Here is a 16,806-nt window from a genome sequence, read left to right on the forward strand (position 1 = left end):
GATGGGCGAAGCCCCGCGTTTCACCACCCTCGGCTGCCGCCTGAACGCCTATGAGACCGAGGCGATGAAGGCCATGGCCGATGCCGCCGGCCTGTCGGACGCCCATATCGTCAACACCTGCGCGGTCACCTCCGAAGCGGTCCGCAAGGCGCGCCAGGAAATCCGCCGCCTGCGCCGCGACAACCCCGAGGCGCGCATCATCGTCACCGGCTGTGCCGCCCAGACCGAACCCGAGACCTTCGCCGCCATGGAAGAAGTCGACCTGATCCTCGGCAATTCCGAAAAGATGAAGCCGGAAACCTGGACGACCCTCGGGCCCGACTTCGTCGGCCAGACCGAACGCGTCATGGTCGACGACATCATGTCCGTCACGGAAACCGCCGGCCACCTGATCGACGGCTTCGGCACCCGGTCGCGCGCCTATGTCCAGGTTCAGAACGGCTGCGACCACCGCTGCACCTTCTGCATCATCCCCTATGGCCGCGGCAACTCCCGCTCGGTCCCCGCCGGAGTCGTCGTCGACCAGATCAAGCGCCTCGTGCAGCAGGGCTACAACGAAGTCGTGCTGACCGGCGTCGACCTCACCTCCTGGGGCGCCGACCTTCCGGCCACACCGCGCCTCGGCGACCTGGTGCTGCGAATCCTCAAGCTGACGGATGTGCCCCGCCTGAGGATCTCCTCGATCGATTCGATCGAAGCCGATGACGCGCTGATGCAGGCCATCGCGACCGAACCCCGCCTGATGCCGCACCTGCACCTCAGCCTGCAGGCGGGCGACGACATGATCCTGAAACGGATGAAACGCCGCCACCTGCGCGACGACGCCATCCGCTTCTGCGAAGAGGCCCGCCGCCTGCGCCCCGACATGACCTTCGGCGCCGACATCATCGCCGGCTTCCCCACGGAAACCGAAGCGATGTTCACCAACTCCCTGCGCCTCGTGGAAGACTGCGACCTCACCTGGCTGCACGTCTTCCCCTACTCGGCCCGCCCCGGCACCCCCGCCGCCCGGATGCCCGCGGTCAACGGCAAGGCCGTCAAGTCCCGCGCCGCCCGCCTGCGCGCCGCCGGAGACGCCCAGGTCGCCCGCCACCTCGCCGACCAGCAGGGCCGCGACCACGCGATCCTCATGGAAAGCCCCCGCATGGGCCGGACCGAGCAATTCACCGAGGTCCACTTCACCCGCGACCTCCCCGAAGGCCAGATCGTCCAGGCCCGGATCACCGGCCGGCAGGACACCCACCTCATCGCCTGACCCCGCCATGTTTCCCTGTCGGAAATATCCCGGGGGAGTCGCGCCAGCGACGGGGGCAGAGCCCCCCGACCCCATTGCCATTCCCGCACCTCGCCGGCATGCTCTGCCCCAACCGGTGCGGACGGTGCCATGCCCTTGCAATCACCCCGGAACGCAGAGTGAAGGACCCCCATGCCCGACAGCGCCAAGCCCCTTACCGCCATCGTCTCGCCCCCCTCGCCCTTCGCGCGCAAGGTGCGGGTGACGATCCTGGAATGCGGCCTCACGGATCAGGTCGGCCTGCAGCACGCCTCGAACACCGCGCTGAAACCCGACCCGATGCTGATCGCCGCCAACCCGCTTGGCAAGCTGCCCGCCCTGCTGCGGCCCGACGGTCCCGTGATCTGCGACAGCCGGGTCATAACCCGCTACCTCGCGGACCTGTCGGGGACAGACCTTTACCCGCAGGACCGGATCTGGGACGTGCTGACCCTGGAAGCCATGGCCGACGGCGTCATGGAGGCCGCGCTGACCATGGCCTACGAGCACCGCTTCCGCCCGCCCGAGATGATCTTCCACGATTGGGTCGAAGCCCAGTGGCGCAAGGTGATCCGCACGCTGGTGCGCATCGACCAGGACTGGCAGGCCGCACTGGCGGCACCGCTCGACGCCGCCCAGATCGCGCTTGGCTGCGGACTCGGGTACCTCGATATGCGCCATGGCGCGCGTGGCTGGCGGGACGAGGCTCCGACCCTTGCCCGCTGGTACGCCACCTTTGCCGAACGCGACGCGATGGTCGCCACCCGACCCGAGTAACCCCCGGAAACGCGAAAGGCCCGCCATTGGCGGGCCCTGTCCTTACCGGGATTGCTGCGCTTCAGAAGCGGAAGCCAAGCCCCACGTTCAGCGCGTTGGTGTAGATCGTGGTGTCGAGGCTGCCGCCGCCATCCAGTTCCGCCGAATTGTCGGACCAGGTGAACTGGTATTCCCCGAAAACCGACCAGCGCTCGTTCAGCGCATAAGAGGCGCCGGCCGTGAACCGCGCCGCGGGACCGGTCATCTGGTAGCCGAAGGTCGACGGCCCACCGACGGCCGTCACCTCGACATGGGGAATCGCCACGCCGACACCGCCGCCGACATAGGGGGTGAACCCGCCCCAGGCATCCTGCCAGCGCCGCGTCGCGTTCACGGTCAGGATGTTCAGCCCGTCGGTGAATTCCAGACGTTCGAACCCGGCCGCAGCCATGTCGTCTGCGTTGGCATAGATCTTGTTGTGGCTGAACTCGGCCCCGAATCCCCAATCCCCATCACGCCACCAGGTGGCACGCAGACCGTAATAGGGCGGCGCGGAAAAGCTTTTGCCTTCCCAGCCGATCAGCTCGGAGAACCCGCCCGTCGAAGGCGAGGTCCCGTTGATCCGGCTATGCGGGGCCGTTTGATAACCACTGTAAAAGTTCAGTTCCACCTCGGCCAGGGCCGGGGCGGCAGCAAGTCCCGCCGCAAGGGTGACGGCCGCTGCGGAAACACGGGAAAGGGTCTTGATGGTTGCCATTGGACAACTCCGGAAGGACTTGGAAACAGAAAGCGTTACCAGCAGGCATACACCTGTGTCGCCCGAGCCTCAAGCGCGACAGATTCGCACCCCTGTGCTCGTTCTGTGATTGTATGCTGGACCTGATTGATCCCGCCCGCTAAACACCGGTTCTGAAAGGCTGCTACCTCGACGCGGCCCCGAACCGTTACGCGGCCGCACCGGCGGCCTGAAAATGGAGCAAAGTTCGTGTCCCACGCAGACGATCACGAAGGCACCCGAAGAGACTTCCTCTTTTACGCGACCGCTGGCGCAGGTGCCGTGGCAACCGGGGCGGCCGTCTGGCCGCTGGTCAACCAGATGAACCCCTCGGCCGATGTCCAGGCGATGTCGTCGATCCGCGTCGATGTCGCGGGCGTCGAAGAAGGCACCCAGCTGACCGTCAAGTGGCGCGGCAAGCCGGTCTTCATCCGCTACCGCACCGCAGAAGAGATCGAAGAGGCCAAGGCCGTGCCGATCACCGATCTGCCCGATGTCGACGCCCGCAACGAGAACCTCTCGATCGGGGCCGAGGCCACGGACGAGAACCGCGGTCTCATCACCCCCGACATGGAAGAAGGCGCCGACAGCCCCTGGCTGGTGATGCTGGGCGTCTGTACGCACCTCGGCTGCGTGCCGCTTGGCGAAGCCGGCGACTTTGGCGGCTGGTTCTGCCCCTGCCACGGGTCGCATTACGATACGGCCGGACGGATCCGGAAGGGCCCGGCGCCCGAGAACCTGCACATTCCGCTGGCGGCCTTTGACGGCCCCACGGAAATCATCTTGGGCTGAGGGAGCAAGACATGGCCGGAATTCCGCACGACCATTACGAACCGAAGACCAAGGCCGAGACCTGGGTAGAAAGCCGTCTGCCCATCCTCGGTCTGCTCCACGGCACGATCATGATCCCCACACCCAAGAACCTGAACTGGATGTGGATCTGGGGCATCGTCCTGGCCTTCTGCCTGGTGTTGCAGATCGTCACCGGCATCGTGCTGGTGATGCATTACACCCCCCACGTGGACCTGGCCTTTGCCTCGGTCGAGCATATCATGCGCGACGTGAACGGCGGCCACTTCCTGCGTTACATGCACGCCAACGGCGCGTCGCTGTTCTTCTTCGCCGTGTACCTGCACATTTTCCGCGGTCTCTACTACGGGTCCTACAAGGCCCCGCGCGAGATCACCTGGATCATCGGGATGATCATCTACCTGCTGATGATGGCCACCGGCTTCATGGGTTACGTTCTGCCCTGGGGTCAGATGTCCTTCTGGGGTGCGACCGTGATCACCGGCCTGTTCGGCGCAATTCCCTTCGTGGGCGAGGCGCTGCAGACCTGGCTGCTTGGCGGACCGGCGGTCGATAACGCGACGCTCAACCGCTTCTTCTCGCTGCACTACCTGCTGCCCTTCGTCATTGCCGGGCTGGTGATCGTCCACATCTGGGCCTTCCACACCACCGGCAACAACAACCCCACGGGTGTCGAAGTGCGCCGCGGCTCGAAGGCCGAGGCCAAGAAGGACACGCTGCCCTTCTGGCCTTACTTCGTGATCAAGGACTTCTTCGCCCTTGTGGTCGTGCTGGCCATCTTCTTTGCCATCGTCGGCTTCATGCCGAACTACCTCGGCCACCCCGACAACTACATCGAAGCCAACCCGCTGGCGACGCCTGCGCATATTGTTCCGGAATGGTACTACCTGCCGTTCTACGCGATCCTGCGGGCCTTCACGGCGGATGTTTGGGTCGTGATGTTCTTCAACTGGATCACAGGCGGCATCGTGGACGCCAAGTTCTTCGGTGTCCTGGCGATGTTCGGCGCGATCCTGGCCATGGCCCTGGTGCCCTGGCTGGACACCAGCCGGGTCCGTTCGGGCCGCTACCGGCCGATGTTCAAGTGGTGGTTCGCCCTGTTGGCCATCGACTTCGTCGTGCTGATGTGGGCCGGCGCCATGCCTGCGGAACCGCCCTACTCGACGATCTCGCTGATCGGGGCCACCTATTGGTTCGCCTATTTCTTCGTGATCCTGCCGCTGCTCGGCGTGCTTGAAAAACCCGATACCCCCCCCGCGACAATCGAAGAAGACTTCGACTCGCACTACGGCCCCAAGACGCCGGCCGAATGAGGAAAGGACAGAGACCCATGTTCAAGAAACTCTCTCTCTCTGCCCTCCTGGCCCTGGGCCTGGGCGCCGGTGCGGCTCAGGCCGCCGGGGACGAGGTGCATATCCACGACACGGACTTCTCGTTCGAAGGGCCTTTCGGGTCCTACGATCAGAACCAGCTGCAACGTGGCCTGAAGGTCTATACCGAGGTCTGCGCGGCCTGCCATGGCCTGCGCTATGTGCCGATCCGGACGCTGGGGGACGAAGGCGGGCCGCATCTGCCCGAGGACCAGGTTCGCGCCTTCGCGAGCCAGTACGAGGTCTTCGATGCAGAGCTGGACGATTACCGTCCGGCAACGCCCAACGACCACTTCCCCGTCTCGGCGCTGGACAATGCACCGGACCTCAGCCTGATGGCCAAGGGGCGTGCTGCCTTCCACGGTCCTGCGGGCACCGGTATCAACCAGTTCCTGAAGGGCATCGGCGGTGCGGAATACATCGCCGCGCTGATGACCTCCTACACGGGCGAGACCCGTGAACAGGCCGGCGTCACCTATTACGAGAACACCGCCTTCTCGACCGGGTGGATCGCCATGCCGCCGCCCCTGGTCGGTGAGGATCTCGAATTCGACGACGGCCATTCCAACGAGCTTCATCACGAATCCGAAGACGTGGCCGCCTTCCTGATGTGGGCTGCCGAACCCAAGATGATGGCGCGTAAACATGCGGGCTTCGTCGCGGTATCCTTCCTGATCCTGCTGTCGGTTCTGCTGTACCTGACGAACAAGCGGATCTGGAAGCCGATCAAGCACAAGGAAGCCTGACCCGGTTCAGCCGTCAGGTCACACAAAATAGAATGCCCCCGTCAGAGCGATCTGGCGGGGGCTTTCGTTTGCGAGGGCGCATTCACTGCTGGGGGCTCCCTAATTCAGCCGGATCGAGGCGCGAGCAGAGCGCCCTTCGGCATCGATCACCGTCACATCGGCAAAGCCCGGCTCCATCCCCGGCAACAGCGCCTCGGGACGACGTTGCGCGGTGCTGACCGGGGCTCCGTTGACCAGCCATGTGAAGGGCGGCGTTCCGCGCCGCACCCGCACCGGCAGCGCGCCTTGCGTCAGTTCCACCAGCGCCCCATCGGGCGGAAAGGCCAGTTCGGGTGCCGAGGCATCGGCCACCAGCCCGCCCCCGCGCCGGTGAAAGACCCGCATCGGGGCCGGCAACAGGGTATTGGCCGCGATCAGCGTCTCGGGTGGCGGCGGTGGCAAGGGCGTGGGCCGCGCCCCCAGATGCTGGAAGGCATCGAACAGGATCGGTGCCGCCGTCTCGCCACCGAAGGCACCGGGCACGGCGGACCCATCGGGCCGCCCGACCCAGACCCCCACCACATGGGCCCCGTCGAAACCGATCGCCCAGGCGTCCAGGTGGCCATAGCTGGTGCCGGTCTTGTAGGCGATCCGGTCGCGTGGCGCGCCCGGCGGCGGGGCAAGTTGCGACAGGATCTGCCCCACCTGCCAGGCCGACGCGCGCGAGGTGATGCGCGGCAGGTCCCCGGCGCGCGCCTCAGGCAGGGCCGAGATCGGGCGCGCCTGCCCGCCCTCGGCAAGTCCGGCGTATAGTTGCACCAGATCCGTCAGGGTGACCCCCAGACCGCCAAGGGCGATGGCAAGCCCTGGCGCACCGCCGGGCAAGACGGGCTCGGTCCCGGCGCGGCGCAGGGCGGCCATCAGGCGGGCGGGGCCAAGCGCCTCTGTCAGCAGGACAGCGGGCAGGTTCAGCGACAGGCGCAGCGCCTCTGCTGCGCTGACCATGCCATGGAACTGACCGTCGAAATTGCCCGGCCGATAGCCGGCGAAATCCGTGGGCCGGTCGTCGATCAGCGTTTCGGGCTGGGCAAGCCCACGGTCAAAGGCCAGCGCAAAGATCAGCGGCTTCAACGTTGATCCGGGCGAACGCAGCGCATGGGTCATGTCGACAAAGCCCTGCCCTTGCGGCCCGAACCCGCGCGAGCCGACGGAGGCAAGTATCGCGCCGCTTCGGTGATCCGCCACGAGGATCGCCATGGAAAGCGCCCGGGTTTCTCCCCGCAGCGCCTCTGCCGCCAGGGTTTCAAGCCGGGCCTGCAATTCTGCATCCAGCGTCAGGTGATAGGGTCCCTGACCGGGGTTCTCGCGCCTTATCCGGTCGGTCAGATGCGGGGCGAGCGCCGGGAAAGGGCGGCGGAGTCGCGGAACCGGTTCGCTGCGGGCGGCGCGGGCAGCCTCCCCGGTCAGGACACCGGCATTGGCCATGCGCTGCAGGACCCGGTCACGGGCGGCTTTTGCGGCCTCTGGCGCGCGGTCGGGGCGGCGGGCCTCGGGTGATTGCGGCAGGGCGACCAGCAGCGCGGCCTCGGCCGGGGTCAGCCGGGCGGGTTCCTTGCCGAAATAGGCCAGCGTCGCGGCGCGCAGCCCCTCAAGATTGCCGCCCACTGGTGCAAGCGCCAGGTAAAGGTCAAGGATCTCGGCTTTGCTCAACCTTTGTTCCAAGGCCAGGGCCACCCGCAGCTGGCGCAGCTTGCCCGCCCATTGGCCAGTGCCGCTGTCTTCCAGAAGGCGGGCCACCTGCATCGTCAGGGTCGAGGCGCCCGAGACCACGCCCCCTGCCCGCGCTGCCTGCCAGAGCGCCCGGCCCGCGGCCCATGGATCGACCCCGTGGTGGTCGGCAAACCGGCGGTCCTCGTAAGCGGTCAGCATCCGCAGATACAGCGGATCGACGGCACCGGGGGCCAGCCGCCAGCGCCCGTCTTCGACCGGGTAGACGCGCAGCAGATCGCCCTCCGCGCCGCGCATTTCGACCGAAAGCGCCGGGGACAGGGGCGGCAGCTGCGTCTGTGCGACCCAATTCCGCCCCGCCTCCCCGGCGACAGCCGCGCCAAGCGCCAGCGCAAGGCCCAGCCCCAGGGCGCTGGCAGCGCGACGGGTCATTCGGTCACCGTGATCCGGCCGCTTTGCCCATGGGCGCGGAAGGCCGGGCGGTACATGTCCTCGACCGAGGCCGCCGGATGGGCATAGCTGCCCGGCGTCACCGCGCGGATCACATAGGCCAGGCGGAAGGGGTCCTCCGAGCGCCAGTCGACAGCGGCGCGGAAGCCCTCGCTCAGGAACTCCGAATGCTCGGGCCAGGTGGTTTCAAGCCAGTCCAAGGCTGCGACCTCTCCCGAGGCCAGAAGGCGGGGGTTGTCGATCTCGAACCCGGCGGGCAGGCGGTCCTGCACCATCAGGCGCCCCCCGCCCGGCCCCTGGGGGACCACCGTCAGCACCGTGACCAGCCGGTCGCCCGAGGCCAGCCCATCGGGATCGCTGCGCTGCCCGTCCGGGGTGTAGTAGTCACGCCGGATGGAATAGCCATTGCCCCCCGGCCCCTTGTCGGTCTGCGCTTTCCCAATGGCCGTGACGGTCAGCGCCACGGGCCCGGCGCCCGCATTGCTGAAGGCGACGGGCCGGGCGGCGGCATCCTGAAGGCTGCGCACGACCTGCCCTTGTTGCGCCACGCCATCAACGGTGATCTGGCCCATCTGCGCGTCCTGCGCCTCGGCTGCCATCAGGGTAAAGGCGCTTTCCTGCGTCGACAGGGGCCCCTTCGATTCCGCCAGCCGCGCCGATAGCGCCGCCCTGTCAACCACGGTGCTGCCCGCTTCGCCGGCAAGCGCCAGGACCCCCGCCGCATCACGCAGATCGGTGCCGAAATCGGCGCGGAACACCTGTGCCTCACCGCCCAGAAGGCCCGGAACTACCGCTTGTGACAATCGCGCATTGGCCGCCGCGAACAGGCGGTCCGCCCGGATCTGGTCGCCATACGACGCCAGCGCGGCGCCAATCTGAGCCTGGGCCAGCGGCGTGCCGAAATCGCCTGCCTTCACATCGGCATAGTAGCGCAGATCGCCGATCGCCGCCTCGCCTTCGCGGGCCAGCACCAGCAGCTGATAGGCCAGCGCCGCACCGCCGCCGTTTTCGGTCGGGGTAAAATCGGCGGCATAATTGACCTTGTTGCGCAGGTTGTTCAGCGCCCGCGCGAAGGCCAGGTCCGGCACCTCATATCCGGCGGTGCGGGCTCGCGACAGGAAATCGGTGACATAGGCATCCAGCCAGCCGCCACCTTCGGCCCCCGGCCACAGCGCGAAGCTGCCGTTGGCGGCCTGCCGGGCAAGGATCGCGGTGATCGAATCGCCAACCTGCGCCCGTAGTTCAGCTTCGCTGCCCTGCCCGATCTCGGTTGCGACCGAGGACAGGTACAGCAGCGGAAGGCTGCGCGATGTCAGCTGTTCGGTACAGCCGAAGGGATAGCTGCCAAGGTAGGACAGCAACCCCGGCACGTCATAGCGCGCCAATGTCCCGGTCGAGACGAGCCCCCGCGCGCTGTCGGGGTAAAGGCCGTCGAAGGCATCCGCATTCAGGGTGAAGGTTTCCCCCGGCGCCAGATCAAGGCGACTGGTGATCGCGATTTCCGGCGCAAGACGGCGCACCGGCAGGGTGACCTCACGGCTTAGCACCCGGCCATCCGGCGTGGTCAGGTCCAGATGCAGCCGGTAATCCCCCGCCGCGCTGGCGCTGACCGGCAGGCGGAAGCTGGCCTTGCCCTTTTCCGCCAGGTCGATGCTGACGGGCAGGCCCGTGGTGTCGATCTGCAAGCCACCCGCATCCAGCGCCAGCGATACCGCGCCCGCAGGGCCGGTCACATGCTGCAACTCGATCAACACGCGGGAGACATCCCCCGGCGACAGGAAGCGCGGCAACGAGGCCGTCAGAACCACCGGATCGCGCACCAGCACATCCGCCTCGGCCGAGGCAACGCCCGTCTCGCTCCAGACCAGGGCGGCAAGGCGGACCGTGCCGTTGAAATCGGGAATGTCGAAATCCAGCCGCGCCGTGCCATCCGGGCCGATGGTGACCGGGCCACTGAAATAGGCCAACAGGTCTTCGGTCGGGGGGGGAGCCTGCGTTGACATCGCCATGGCGTCTCCGCCCGATCTCAGGCGGCCCATCTCGCCCTCCAGCCCGTCGATCAGGCGACCGTAAAGGTCGCGCATCTCGACCCCGAGGCGACGTTGACCAAAGTAGTGATCCTGCGGATCCGGAGTTTGGAACCCGGTCAGGTTCAGGATGCCCAGATCAACCGCCGCGACGGTGGCATGGGCCGTGTCCCCCGCGCTCAGCCCGTCGACATGCAGCACCGCCGCCAGCGGGCCACGCGGATCAGAGGCCTCGGGCGTCTCGAACCTTGCTTCCAGGGCCTTTGCGCCGGGATCGACCGCTGCATAGGCCAGCCCGAGCGCACGGGCCGGGTTATGCCCCGCCGCGACATCCATCGGGCGCAGCAGGGTGGCGCTGACGTAGGCGCCGGCGCCCCAATCCTCGGTCACCTCCAGCGTGATCTCGTTGCTGCCTTCGGTCAGTTCGACGATCTTCATGTCGATCAGTCGGTTCGACAGCACCGACACCAGCGCCGTCCCGCCGTGGCGCGGCACGACGCGCAAGGTCGCGCTGTCCCCGACCCGGAAGCTTTCGGCATCCAGCGAGACATCCAGCATGTCGGGCGTGGTGGTCACATCCGCAGGTACGTACCATCCGGCGTTGAAATCCGTGCTCGACGACGTGCGATCATTGTCGAGCGCCTCGACCACGATTTCATAGCGCCCCCAGTCCACGGGCGCCGAGACCTGAACGGGCGTTTCGCCCAGCATCACGTCGCCTTCCATAACCGGGGTGCGGGTGGTGAAGGCCTCCCACTGCCATTCGCCCCATTGGCGATACCATTGGTAGCGGGTGGTGACGCGGTTGATCCGGTAGTGCGCTTCCATGGCCTGCGGGGTCAGGTCGGGACCAAGGGCGATCAGGTCAAAGACCGCCTCGCCGCCCTGCGGGATGTCGTCCTGCCGGGGGCGGATGCCAATCACCGGGGCATCCGGGGCCACGATGCGCCGGATCTGACGTTCCACCGCGCGCCCCGATCCTTCGCGGACCGCAATGGTGAAGGTCGCCTCGCTGACAGTGGCAAGGTCGGGTTCATACCCGGCAAGGCTGATCCCGGTTTCGGACCGCCCCCCGGCCCCGGTGGCGGGCATGTCGAAATACTGCCGGTCACCACGGGTTTCCGCGTCATGCAGACCAAAGCGGTAACCGGGGAAATCCGGCAGGGCCGACAGCGGGCGCAGGCGGTAGTCGCCCTCGACCACCAGATCCGCCGCCGGTGCACCGAAAAGGTAACGTGCCTCGATCGACAGGGGGTGCGTCTGCATCCCCGACAGCGGGCCATCGGGCAGGGCAACGTCGAATTCCAGCCGCTCTGGCAGGAAATCCTCGATCAGAACCGATTGCGTGGCCAGCGCCGGCGCGTCGAGGTCGGATTTCACCTCGATCCGCCAGGTGCCGCGCGTCACGCCGGGCCCGGTGGGGAAGTCGAAGGCATAGCCCCCCGCCAGCCCCGACGCACGGCTGAGCCGGGCATATTCCACCCCGTCGGGGCGCTTGAGGATCGCGGTAACGGGCAGGCCGTCGATGGCGCGGGCGGTGCCGTCGCGGGCCAGCGCGGTCAGGTGAATGACCTCTCCGGCGCGATAGGCGCCCCGGTCGGTCGCCAGGAACATGTCGATGGCAGCGGCAGGCGCGCGCCCCTCGACGCCCCGGTCGCTCAGATCGAAGGCCGGACCGGTCAGCGACAGGAAAGCGAGATCATCCCCGGACCGCGCGATCAGCGCCGCCGGAGCCGCCCCGCCGGTGCCGCGCGTCAGCCCGGCGGCAAAGCTGGCAAGGCCCTGCGGATCGGTTTGCGCCTCGGCCAACACGTCATTGGCGCGGGACAGCAGGGTCAGCATCACGTCTTCGCGCCCGCCGGCATCCGACAGGCCCCGCACCACGGCGTGCAAACCGTCGGTGCCGGTCATCACCGACAGGCCGAGATCGGTCAGCACGAACCATTGCAGCGGGTGCATGTAATCGTCGCCCCCCGGCACCTCGGCGCGCAGGGCATAGATGCCGGCGGGCTGCCCCGAAAGGGCCTCGGCCATCGGCAGGCGGGTGGTCACGCTTTGATTGCGCTCCTTGCGCAGCTCGGCCGTGCCGGTCCAGATCTGCGCGGCGATCTCTTCGGAAAAGGTATCAAGGCTGTAGTCCCCCAGATCCTCGCCGAAATAGCTGTCCTGGATGGACCGCAGCAGGTTGCGGTCCGTCACCCGGAACAGCGTCAGGTCAAGGGTATCAAGGTTGACGGTCTGCACCGGCAGCGCTGCGCCCGCGCCGCGCGGCAGGACGTAGCCGCGCCCCGGAAAGCGGGCCGTCGGCGTGCGGTCGGGAATATGGCTGCGCAGTTCGAAGTCCTTGTGCAACTGTTGGCCATCGGCCCCCGGCAAGCCGGCGCGGAAGGTCAGCGCATAGCTGTGGCCATGCCGGCCGCCGGTCACGCAGATCTCGTTGCCACTGGATTCCACCGCCATGCCGGCATCGGGCAGACGCAGGTAGGTCGCGTAATCGACCCCGCTGCGCGCCAGAGCGGCCGAGAAACTGACGCAGATGCGCGGGTCGGGGCGGTCGGCCTGCACCTCGTCATCCGTGACGCGGAACCCGTAAAGCGCCTGCGCCTCGATCAGCATCTCTGCGATATCGGCGCGGTTCGACAGGTCCTGAGCCAGGGTAAGCGCCGGGATCATCTGCGCCCCTTCGTCGAGGCTGCGCAGCGCCTGCGCCATGATCAACAGCGCCTGAGCCCGCGCGCCATCGCCGGGCGCGCGCAGATAGGCATTTACCGCCGCTGAAAGAGCGCGCGCGCGATGCGCGGAAAGGGTGGCGCGGTCGCCGACCTGCTGCGCCATCAGGAAGCTGGCGAGCTGTTCCCAATCGCCCGATGTATCGCTGACCGCGACCGCTGACGTGCCCCAACGCAGGGCTTCTTCCATACGCAGGGCACGGGCCGCATCGCTGGCGCGGGCACGCAGGTCCTCGGCATCGACTTCGGGTGTGTTTGCCAGCCATGGCAGGGTGCGAGCCAGGTCGCGGGCCGCATCCAGCCGTTCACCGCCAAGGAACCGCAGGTCCCGCGCACGGCTGCGCGCCAGGTCCATCGCCTGGGCCGCAGTGGGGCGCACTGCGGCCGACAGGGCACCGTCGTAGGGGCGCTCACCGATCACATCCGTCTTGGGAAAACAGGAATTGTTGCGCTGGTTGAAGGTCAGCGCGGTGCAATCCACATCCGCGATACAGGTCGCCAGGCAGGCCTGCGGCGTGGTGTCGAAAATCTGTTGCAGATCGCGCCCCACAAGATCCGTATCGCTTTGCACGATCGCCCGGTGGCCGGGCAGCGGCGAAAGGTCCTGCGCCTCCGCCATCATCGGGGCGAGGCCAAGCAGCAAAGCCGCGATACCGGCCGAAATGGATCTGGGGGTCATGATCTTCCTCCTGAAATCTGGCCCGAGCTTCACATGACCCTGCGCCATTCGGCAAGAATTCGCGCATCACAAAGTGTTTCCTAAACCGAATTTTCATCAAAATTCGGGAGTTTGTCCTTCGCCAAGACCCGAACGGGAACGGAGAAACCCCAGATGAGCCTTGCCAGCAAACTGGCGGAGGAGCGACGTGCGCGCCTGGCAGCGGAAAGGCTGCTTGAGCAGAAGCAGGCAGAGCTTCACGCCGCCAATCGCAAGCTGGGCCGGCATGCGAAACTGCTGTCGGAAAGGATCGACGAACAGCGGGCCGAGGTCGAGACCGTCCTGAGCGCCCATGAAAAGGTGAAATCCGACCTGAGCGTCGCGCATCAGCGGATCGAAGTGGCGGAAAAGCGGCTTTGGCTGTCGATCGAGACGATTCAGGACGGATTTGCCTTCTGGGATGTCGAGGGCAAGATGATCGCGGCCAATCGCGCCTGGCTGAAGGTCTTCGAGGATCTCGGCGAAATCGTCCCCGGCGTCAGCTATGTCCGCACCCTGCAACTGGCCACCGAAGAAGGCGTCATCGACATCGGCACCACCGCGCCGCAGGACTGGCGTCAGGACATGCTGCGCCGCTGGCAAAGCCCGAGCCCGGAACCGCGCGTCATACGCCTGTGGAACGGTCAATACGTCAAGCTTCTGGACCAGCGCGGCCATGAAGGCGACATTGTCAGCCTGGCGCACAACATTACCAGTTCGGTTCGCTACGAACGTCGGCTGCGTGATGCCCGCCACCGGGCCGAGGCCGCAAATCGCGCCAAATCGGCTTTCCTCGCCAACATGAGCCATGAAATCCGCACCCCGATGAACGGTGTTGTCGGCATGGCGGACCTGTTGGGGGAAACGTCCCTGACGCAGGACCAGCGGCTGTTCGTCGACACGATCCGGTCCTCGGGCGAGGCGCTTCTGGTGATCATCAACGACGTGCTCGATTATTCCAAGATCGAGGCCCAGAAACTGGAATTGCACCCCCGGCCCTTCGATCTGGAACGTTGCATCCACGAGGTCGTTCTGCTGCTGCAACCTTCGGCGCGCGACAAGGACCTGTCGCTGCTGGTGGATTACGACCTGTTCACACCGACCAGCTTTGTCGGTGATCCGGGACGGTTGCGCCAGGTGCTGACCAACCTGGTCGGCAACGCGGTGAAGTTCACGGCACGCGGTCACATTCTGATCCGCGTGATCGGCCTGCCCTGCGGGGAAAGCGATACGACCGACATCACCCTGACGGTCGAGGATACCGGCATCGGCATCGCCCCCGAAAAGGCGGAACTGGTCTTCGGCGAATTCAATCAGGTCGACAGTGACAGTTCCCGGCAATTCGAGGGCACCGGGCTGGGGCTGGCGATCTCGCAAAGGCTGATCCGGCTGATGGGCGGCCAGATCTGGGTGGACAGCGATCTTGGCCGCGGCTCTGCCTTCGGCTTCCGGCTCGGCCTGCCGCTGGCCGAGGCTGGCGACAGTGGTTCTGATGGCCGGGGGCCGGAACAAATGCCGCAGCTGGGGCGGGTGATGATCGTCGATGACAGTGATCTGCAGGTCTCGATCCTGGAAAAGCAGCTCGATCTGCTGGGCGCGCAGACCGTGACCTGCCGCAGCGGTGCAGAGGCGCTGGAAAAGCTGGATGACAGCATCGAACTGGTTTTGACGGATCACAACATGGACGGCATGGACGGTCTGGAACTGGCCGAGGCGATCCGCGCCAGTGGCAGCGCCGTGCCGATCATCCTGTTCAGCCCCGCCGTGCATTTCGCCGAGATGGATCCGGCGCGGCGCCACCTGCATGCGGTCCTGCAACGCCCGACCCTGCGCGACGATCTGTTCCGCGTGCTGCGCACCCTGAAGGGCGGCGCAGCCGAAGGCCAAAGCCCCGAAACCGGCGCCCCCACCGCCGCTCTGCCGCCCCCCGACGGCGACCGTCCGGCTCGGGTTCTGGCGGCCGAGGACAATCGCACAAACCGTCTGGTCTTCGAGAAATTTCTGGCTGGCGCTGACATCGATCTGCGCTTCGTCACCAATGGCGCCGAGGCGGTCGAGGCCCATGCAGACTTCGCCCCGGACGTTATCTTCATGGATATCTCGATGCCCGGCATGGACGGCAAGGAGGCCACGCGCCTGATCCGCGCCGCCGAAGCGGGCACCGGCGTCCATGTCCCGATCATCGCCATGACCGCCCACGCGCTGAATGGGGACGAGGAACGCTTTCTCGCGCTTGGGCTGGATGCCTATCTGGCAAAGCCCCTGCGCAAGGCCGACGTGCTGGACCGTCTGGCCCGCTATACGCCAAGCAGCCTGCGTCCGCCCTTCCACGGCCCGGAGAAGTCAGGGCGGGAAAAGTCAGGACCAGACAAATCGGGGCCGGACAAACAGGGGCCGGACGACACGCAGGGACCGGAGCAGACTACCGATGCCGCTGCCCCTGACCTGACACCCGACCCTGTACCTGCGCCGCGTGCGCGACGAAAGGCAGCTGCAAAGCCCCGCAAAGCTGCGACCAAGGCCAAGCCGAAAGCGGCCCCGACGACGCAAAGCGGATCAGCGGACCAGCACCCCGAGGCCGACAACGGCCCGGAGCCCGCGCGGCCCAAGCGGGCCAGGCCCTAGCTGCGATTGGCGTCGCGCAGAAAGATCATCTCGGTCGGGCTGGAGCGATCGGGCTGGAAGACATAGCCGCCGGTGTCGAAATCCTTCAGCCCTTCGGGATCGGTCAGCCGGTGGGTCACGACAAAGCGCGCCATTGCGCCACGGGCGCGTTTGGCATTGAAACTGATGACCTTTTCCTGACCCTTCACGGTATCAAGGAAGATCGGTGTGATCACAGTCAGGCCCAGTTTCGCCAGATCCACGGCGCCGAAATATTCCTGGCTGGCGCAGTTCACCAGATAGTCGCTGCCGATACTGTCGGCCTGCGCCTTCAATGCCTTGGCCGGGGCATCGCGCCAATATTGATACAGGTTGCTGCCGCGCCGCGTCTTCAGCCGGGTGCCCATTTCAAGCCGATAGGGCTGAATGGCATCCAGCGGGCGCAGCACGCCGTAAAGCCCCGAAAGGATGCGCAGATGATCCTGGGCGAACGACATCTCGGCCGCGTCCAGCGTGCCGGCTTCGAGCCCCTGGTAGGTGTCCCCGGCAAAGGCCAGCGCGGCGGGGCGCAGGGCCTCCGGAGTGGGATCGTCCTGAAAATCGCGGAACCGGTCGCGGTTCAACCGGGCGAGGTCCTCGGACAGGTCCATCAGGTCCCGCAGGCTCTTGATGCTGTGCTGGCGCATCGTCGCGGCCAGGCTCCGGCTTTCGGCCGCGAAGTCCGGCTCGGTCATCGCAATGGGGCGCTCTGCCCAGTCCAGCCGCTTTGCCGGAGAGATCACGATCAGCATTTCTGTCCTCACATCACAATTTGCGCCGCTCTGGATGCCGCATTTTAGAATGAATTTAAACAGGAAAATGC

The 16,806-nt window shown here is 66.5% G+C and carries 10 protein-coding genes; 6 read left to right on the top strand and 4 right to left on the bottom strand.

Going from position 1 to position 16,806, the window contains the following annotated elements:
- The first annotated feature begins 1 nt into the window (after window position 1).
- Window positions 2-1,255: a tRNA (N(6)-L-threonylcarbamoyladenosine(37)-C(2))-methylthiotransferase MtaB gene (gene mtaB / locus PSAL_RS12525; protein WP_119840967.1), complete on the top strand. Its 1,254-nt coding sequence runs from the start codon at window positions 2-4 to the stop codon at window positions 1,253-1,255.
- Between the two features lie 171 nt (window positions 1,256-1,426).
- Window positions 1,427-2,050, top strand: a complete 624-nt coding sequence (locus PSAL_RS12530) for a glutathione S-transferase family protein (protein WP_119840968.1) — start codon at window positions 1,427-1,429, stop codon at window positions 2,048-2,050.
- 61 nt (window positions 2,051-2,111) lie between these two features.
- On the opposite strand, the gene PSAL_RS12535 is transcribed toward PSAL_RS12530, so the two are convergent.
- A complete protein-coding gene (locus PSAL_RS12535; RefSeq protein WP_119840969.1) occupies window positions 2,112-2,786 on the bottom strand; it encodes an outer membrane protein in 675 nt (224 codons plus the stop codon).
- A gap of 228 nt (window positions 2,787-3,014) precedes the next feature.
- On the opposite strand from PSAL_RS12535, the gene petA reads away from it, so the two are divergent.
- The 3 genes from petA to PSAL_RS12550 are packed head-to-tail and all read left to right on the top strand — an operon-like array spanning window position 3,015 to window position 5,730.
- Window positions 3,015-3,596: a ubiquinol-cytochrome c reductase iron-sulfur subunit gene (gene petA, locus PSAL_RS12540; protein ID WP_119840970.1), complete on the top strand. Its 582-nt coding sequence runs from the start codon at window positions 3,015-3,017 to the stop codon at window positions 3,594-3,596.
- Between the two features lie 11 nt (window positions 3,597-3,607).
- A complete protein-coding gene (gene petB, locus PSAL_RS12545) occupies window positions 3,608-4,927 on the top strand; it encodes a cytochrome b (RefSeq protein WP_119840971.1) in 1,320 nt (439 codons plus the stop codon).
- Window positions 4,928-4,944: 17 nt separating this feature from the next.
- Entirely contained in the window at window positions 4,945-5,730 is a 786-nt protein-coding gene (locus tag PSAL_RS12550) for a cytochrome c1 (protein ID WP_119840972.1), read from the top strand.
- 99 nt (window positions 5,731-5,829) lie between these two features.
- Here PSAL_RS12550 and pbpC read toward each other — a convergent pair whose 3' ends face one another.
- Complete coding sequence (gene pbpC, locus PSAL_RS12555; RefSeq protein WP_119840973.1) at window positions 5,830-7,869, bottom strand: penicillin-binding protein 1C; 2,040 nt, start codon at window positions 7,867-7,869, stop codon at window positions 5,830-5,832.
- The gene (locus tag PSAL_RS12560) at window positions 7,866-13,322 is read right to left on the bottom strand and encodes an alpha-2-macroglobulin family protein (protein WP_119840974.1); all 5,457 of its coding nucleotides are present in this window, start codon (window positions 13,320-13,322) and stop codon (window positions 7,866-7,868) included. The genes pbpC and PSAL_RS12560 overlap by 4 nt, the downstream gene beginning before the upstream one ends.
- Before the next feature lie 153 nt (window positions 13,323-13,475).
- Between PSAL_RS12560 and PSAL_RS12565 the strand changes: the two genes are divergently transcribed.
- On the top strand, window positions 13,476-15,965 hold the full coding sequence (locus PSAL_RS12565; protein WP_119840975.1) for a response regulator: 2,490 nt from the start codon (window positions 13,476-13,478) through the stop codon (window positions 15,963-15,965).
- Here PSAL_RS12565 and yaaA read toward each other — a convergent pair.
- Window positions 15,962-16,735, bottom strand: coding sequence for a peroxide stress protein YaaA (gene yaaA, locus PSAL_RS12570; RefSeq protein ID WP_119840976.1), 774 nt, complete (start codon window positions 16,733-16,735; stop codon window positions 15,962-15,964). The two genes, PSAL_RS12565 and yaaA, sit on opposite strands and share 4 nt — an antisense overlap.
- Between the last annotated feature and the right edge of the window lie 71 nt (window positions 16,736-16,806).

Origin of the sequence: Pseudooceanicola algae (genome assembly GCF_003590145.2) — a bacterium.
Classification (GTDB): domain Bacteria; phylum Pseudomonadota; class Alphaproteobacteria; order Rhodobacterales; family Rhodobacteraceae; genus Pseudooceanicola; species Pseudooceanicola algae.

Coding starts and splice junctions, on each gene's coding strand:
- PSAL_RS12560 (WP_119840974.1), bottom strand. CDS start 13,322: ATGACCCCCAGATCCATTTCGGCCGGTATCGCGGCTTTGCTGCTTGGC.
- PSAL_RS12530 (WP_119840968.1), top strand. CDS start 1,427: ATGCCCGACAGCGCCAAGCCCCTTACCGCCATCGTCTCGCCCCCCTCG.
- yaaA (WP_119840976.1), bottom strand. CDS start 16,735: ATGCTGATCGTGATCTCTCCGGCAAAGCGGCTGGACTGGGCAGAGCGC.
- pbpC (WP_119840973.1), bottom strand. CDS start 7,869: ATGACCCGTCGCGCTGCCAGCGCCCTGGGGCTGGGCCTTGCGCTGGCG.
- PSAL_RS12565 (WP_119840975.1), top strand. CDS start 13,476: ATGAGCCTTGCCAGCAAACTGGCGGAGGAGCGACGTGCGCGCCTGGCA.
- PSAL_RS12550 (WP_119840972.1), top strand. CDS start 4,945: ATGTTCAAGAAACTCTCTCTCTCTGCCCTCCTGGCCCTGGGCCTGGGC.
- petB (WP_119840971.1), top strand. CDS start 3,608: ATGGCCGGAATTCCGCACGACCATTACGAACCGAAGACCAAGGCCGAG.
- PSAL_RS12535 (WP_119840969.1), bottom strand. CDS start 2,786: ATGGCAACCATCAAGACCCTTTCCCGTGTTTCCGCAGCGGCCGTCACC.
- mtaB (WP_119840967.1), top strand. CDS start 2: ATGGGCGAAGCCCCGCGTTTCACCACCCTCGGCTGCCGCCTGAACGCC.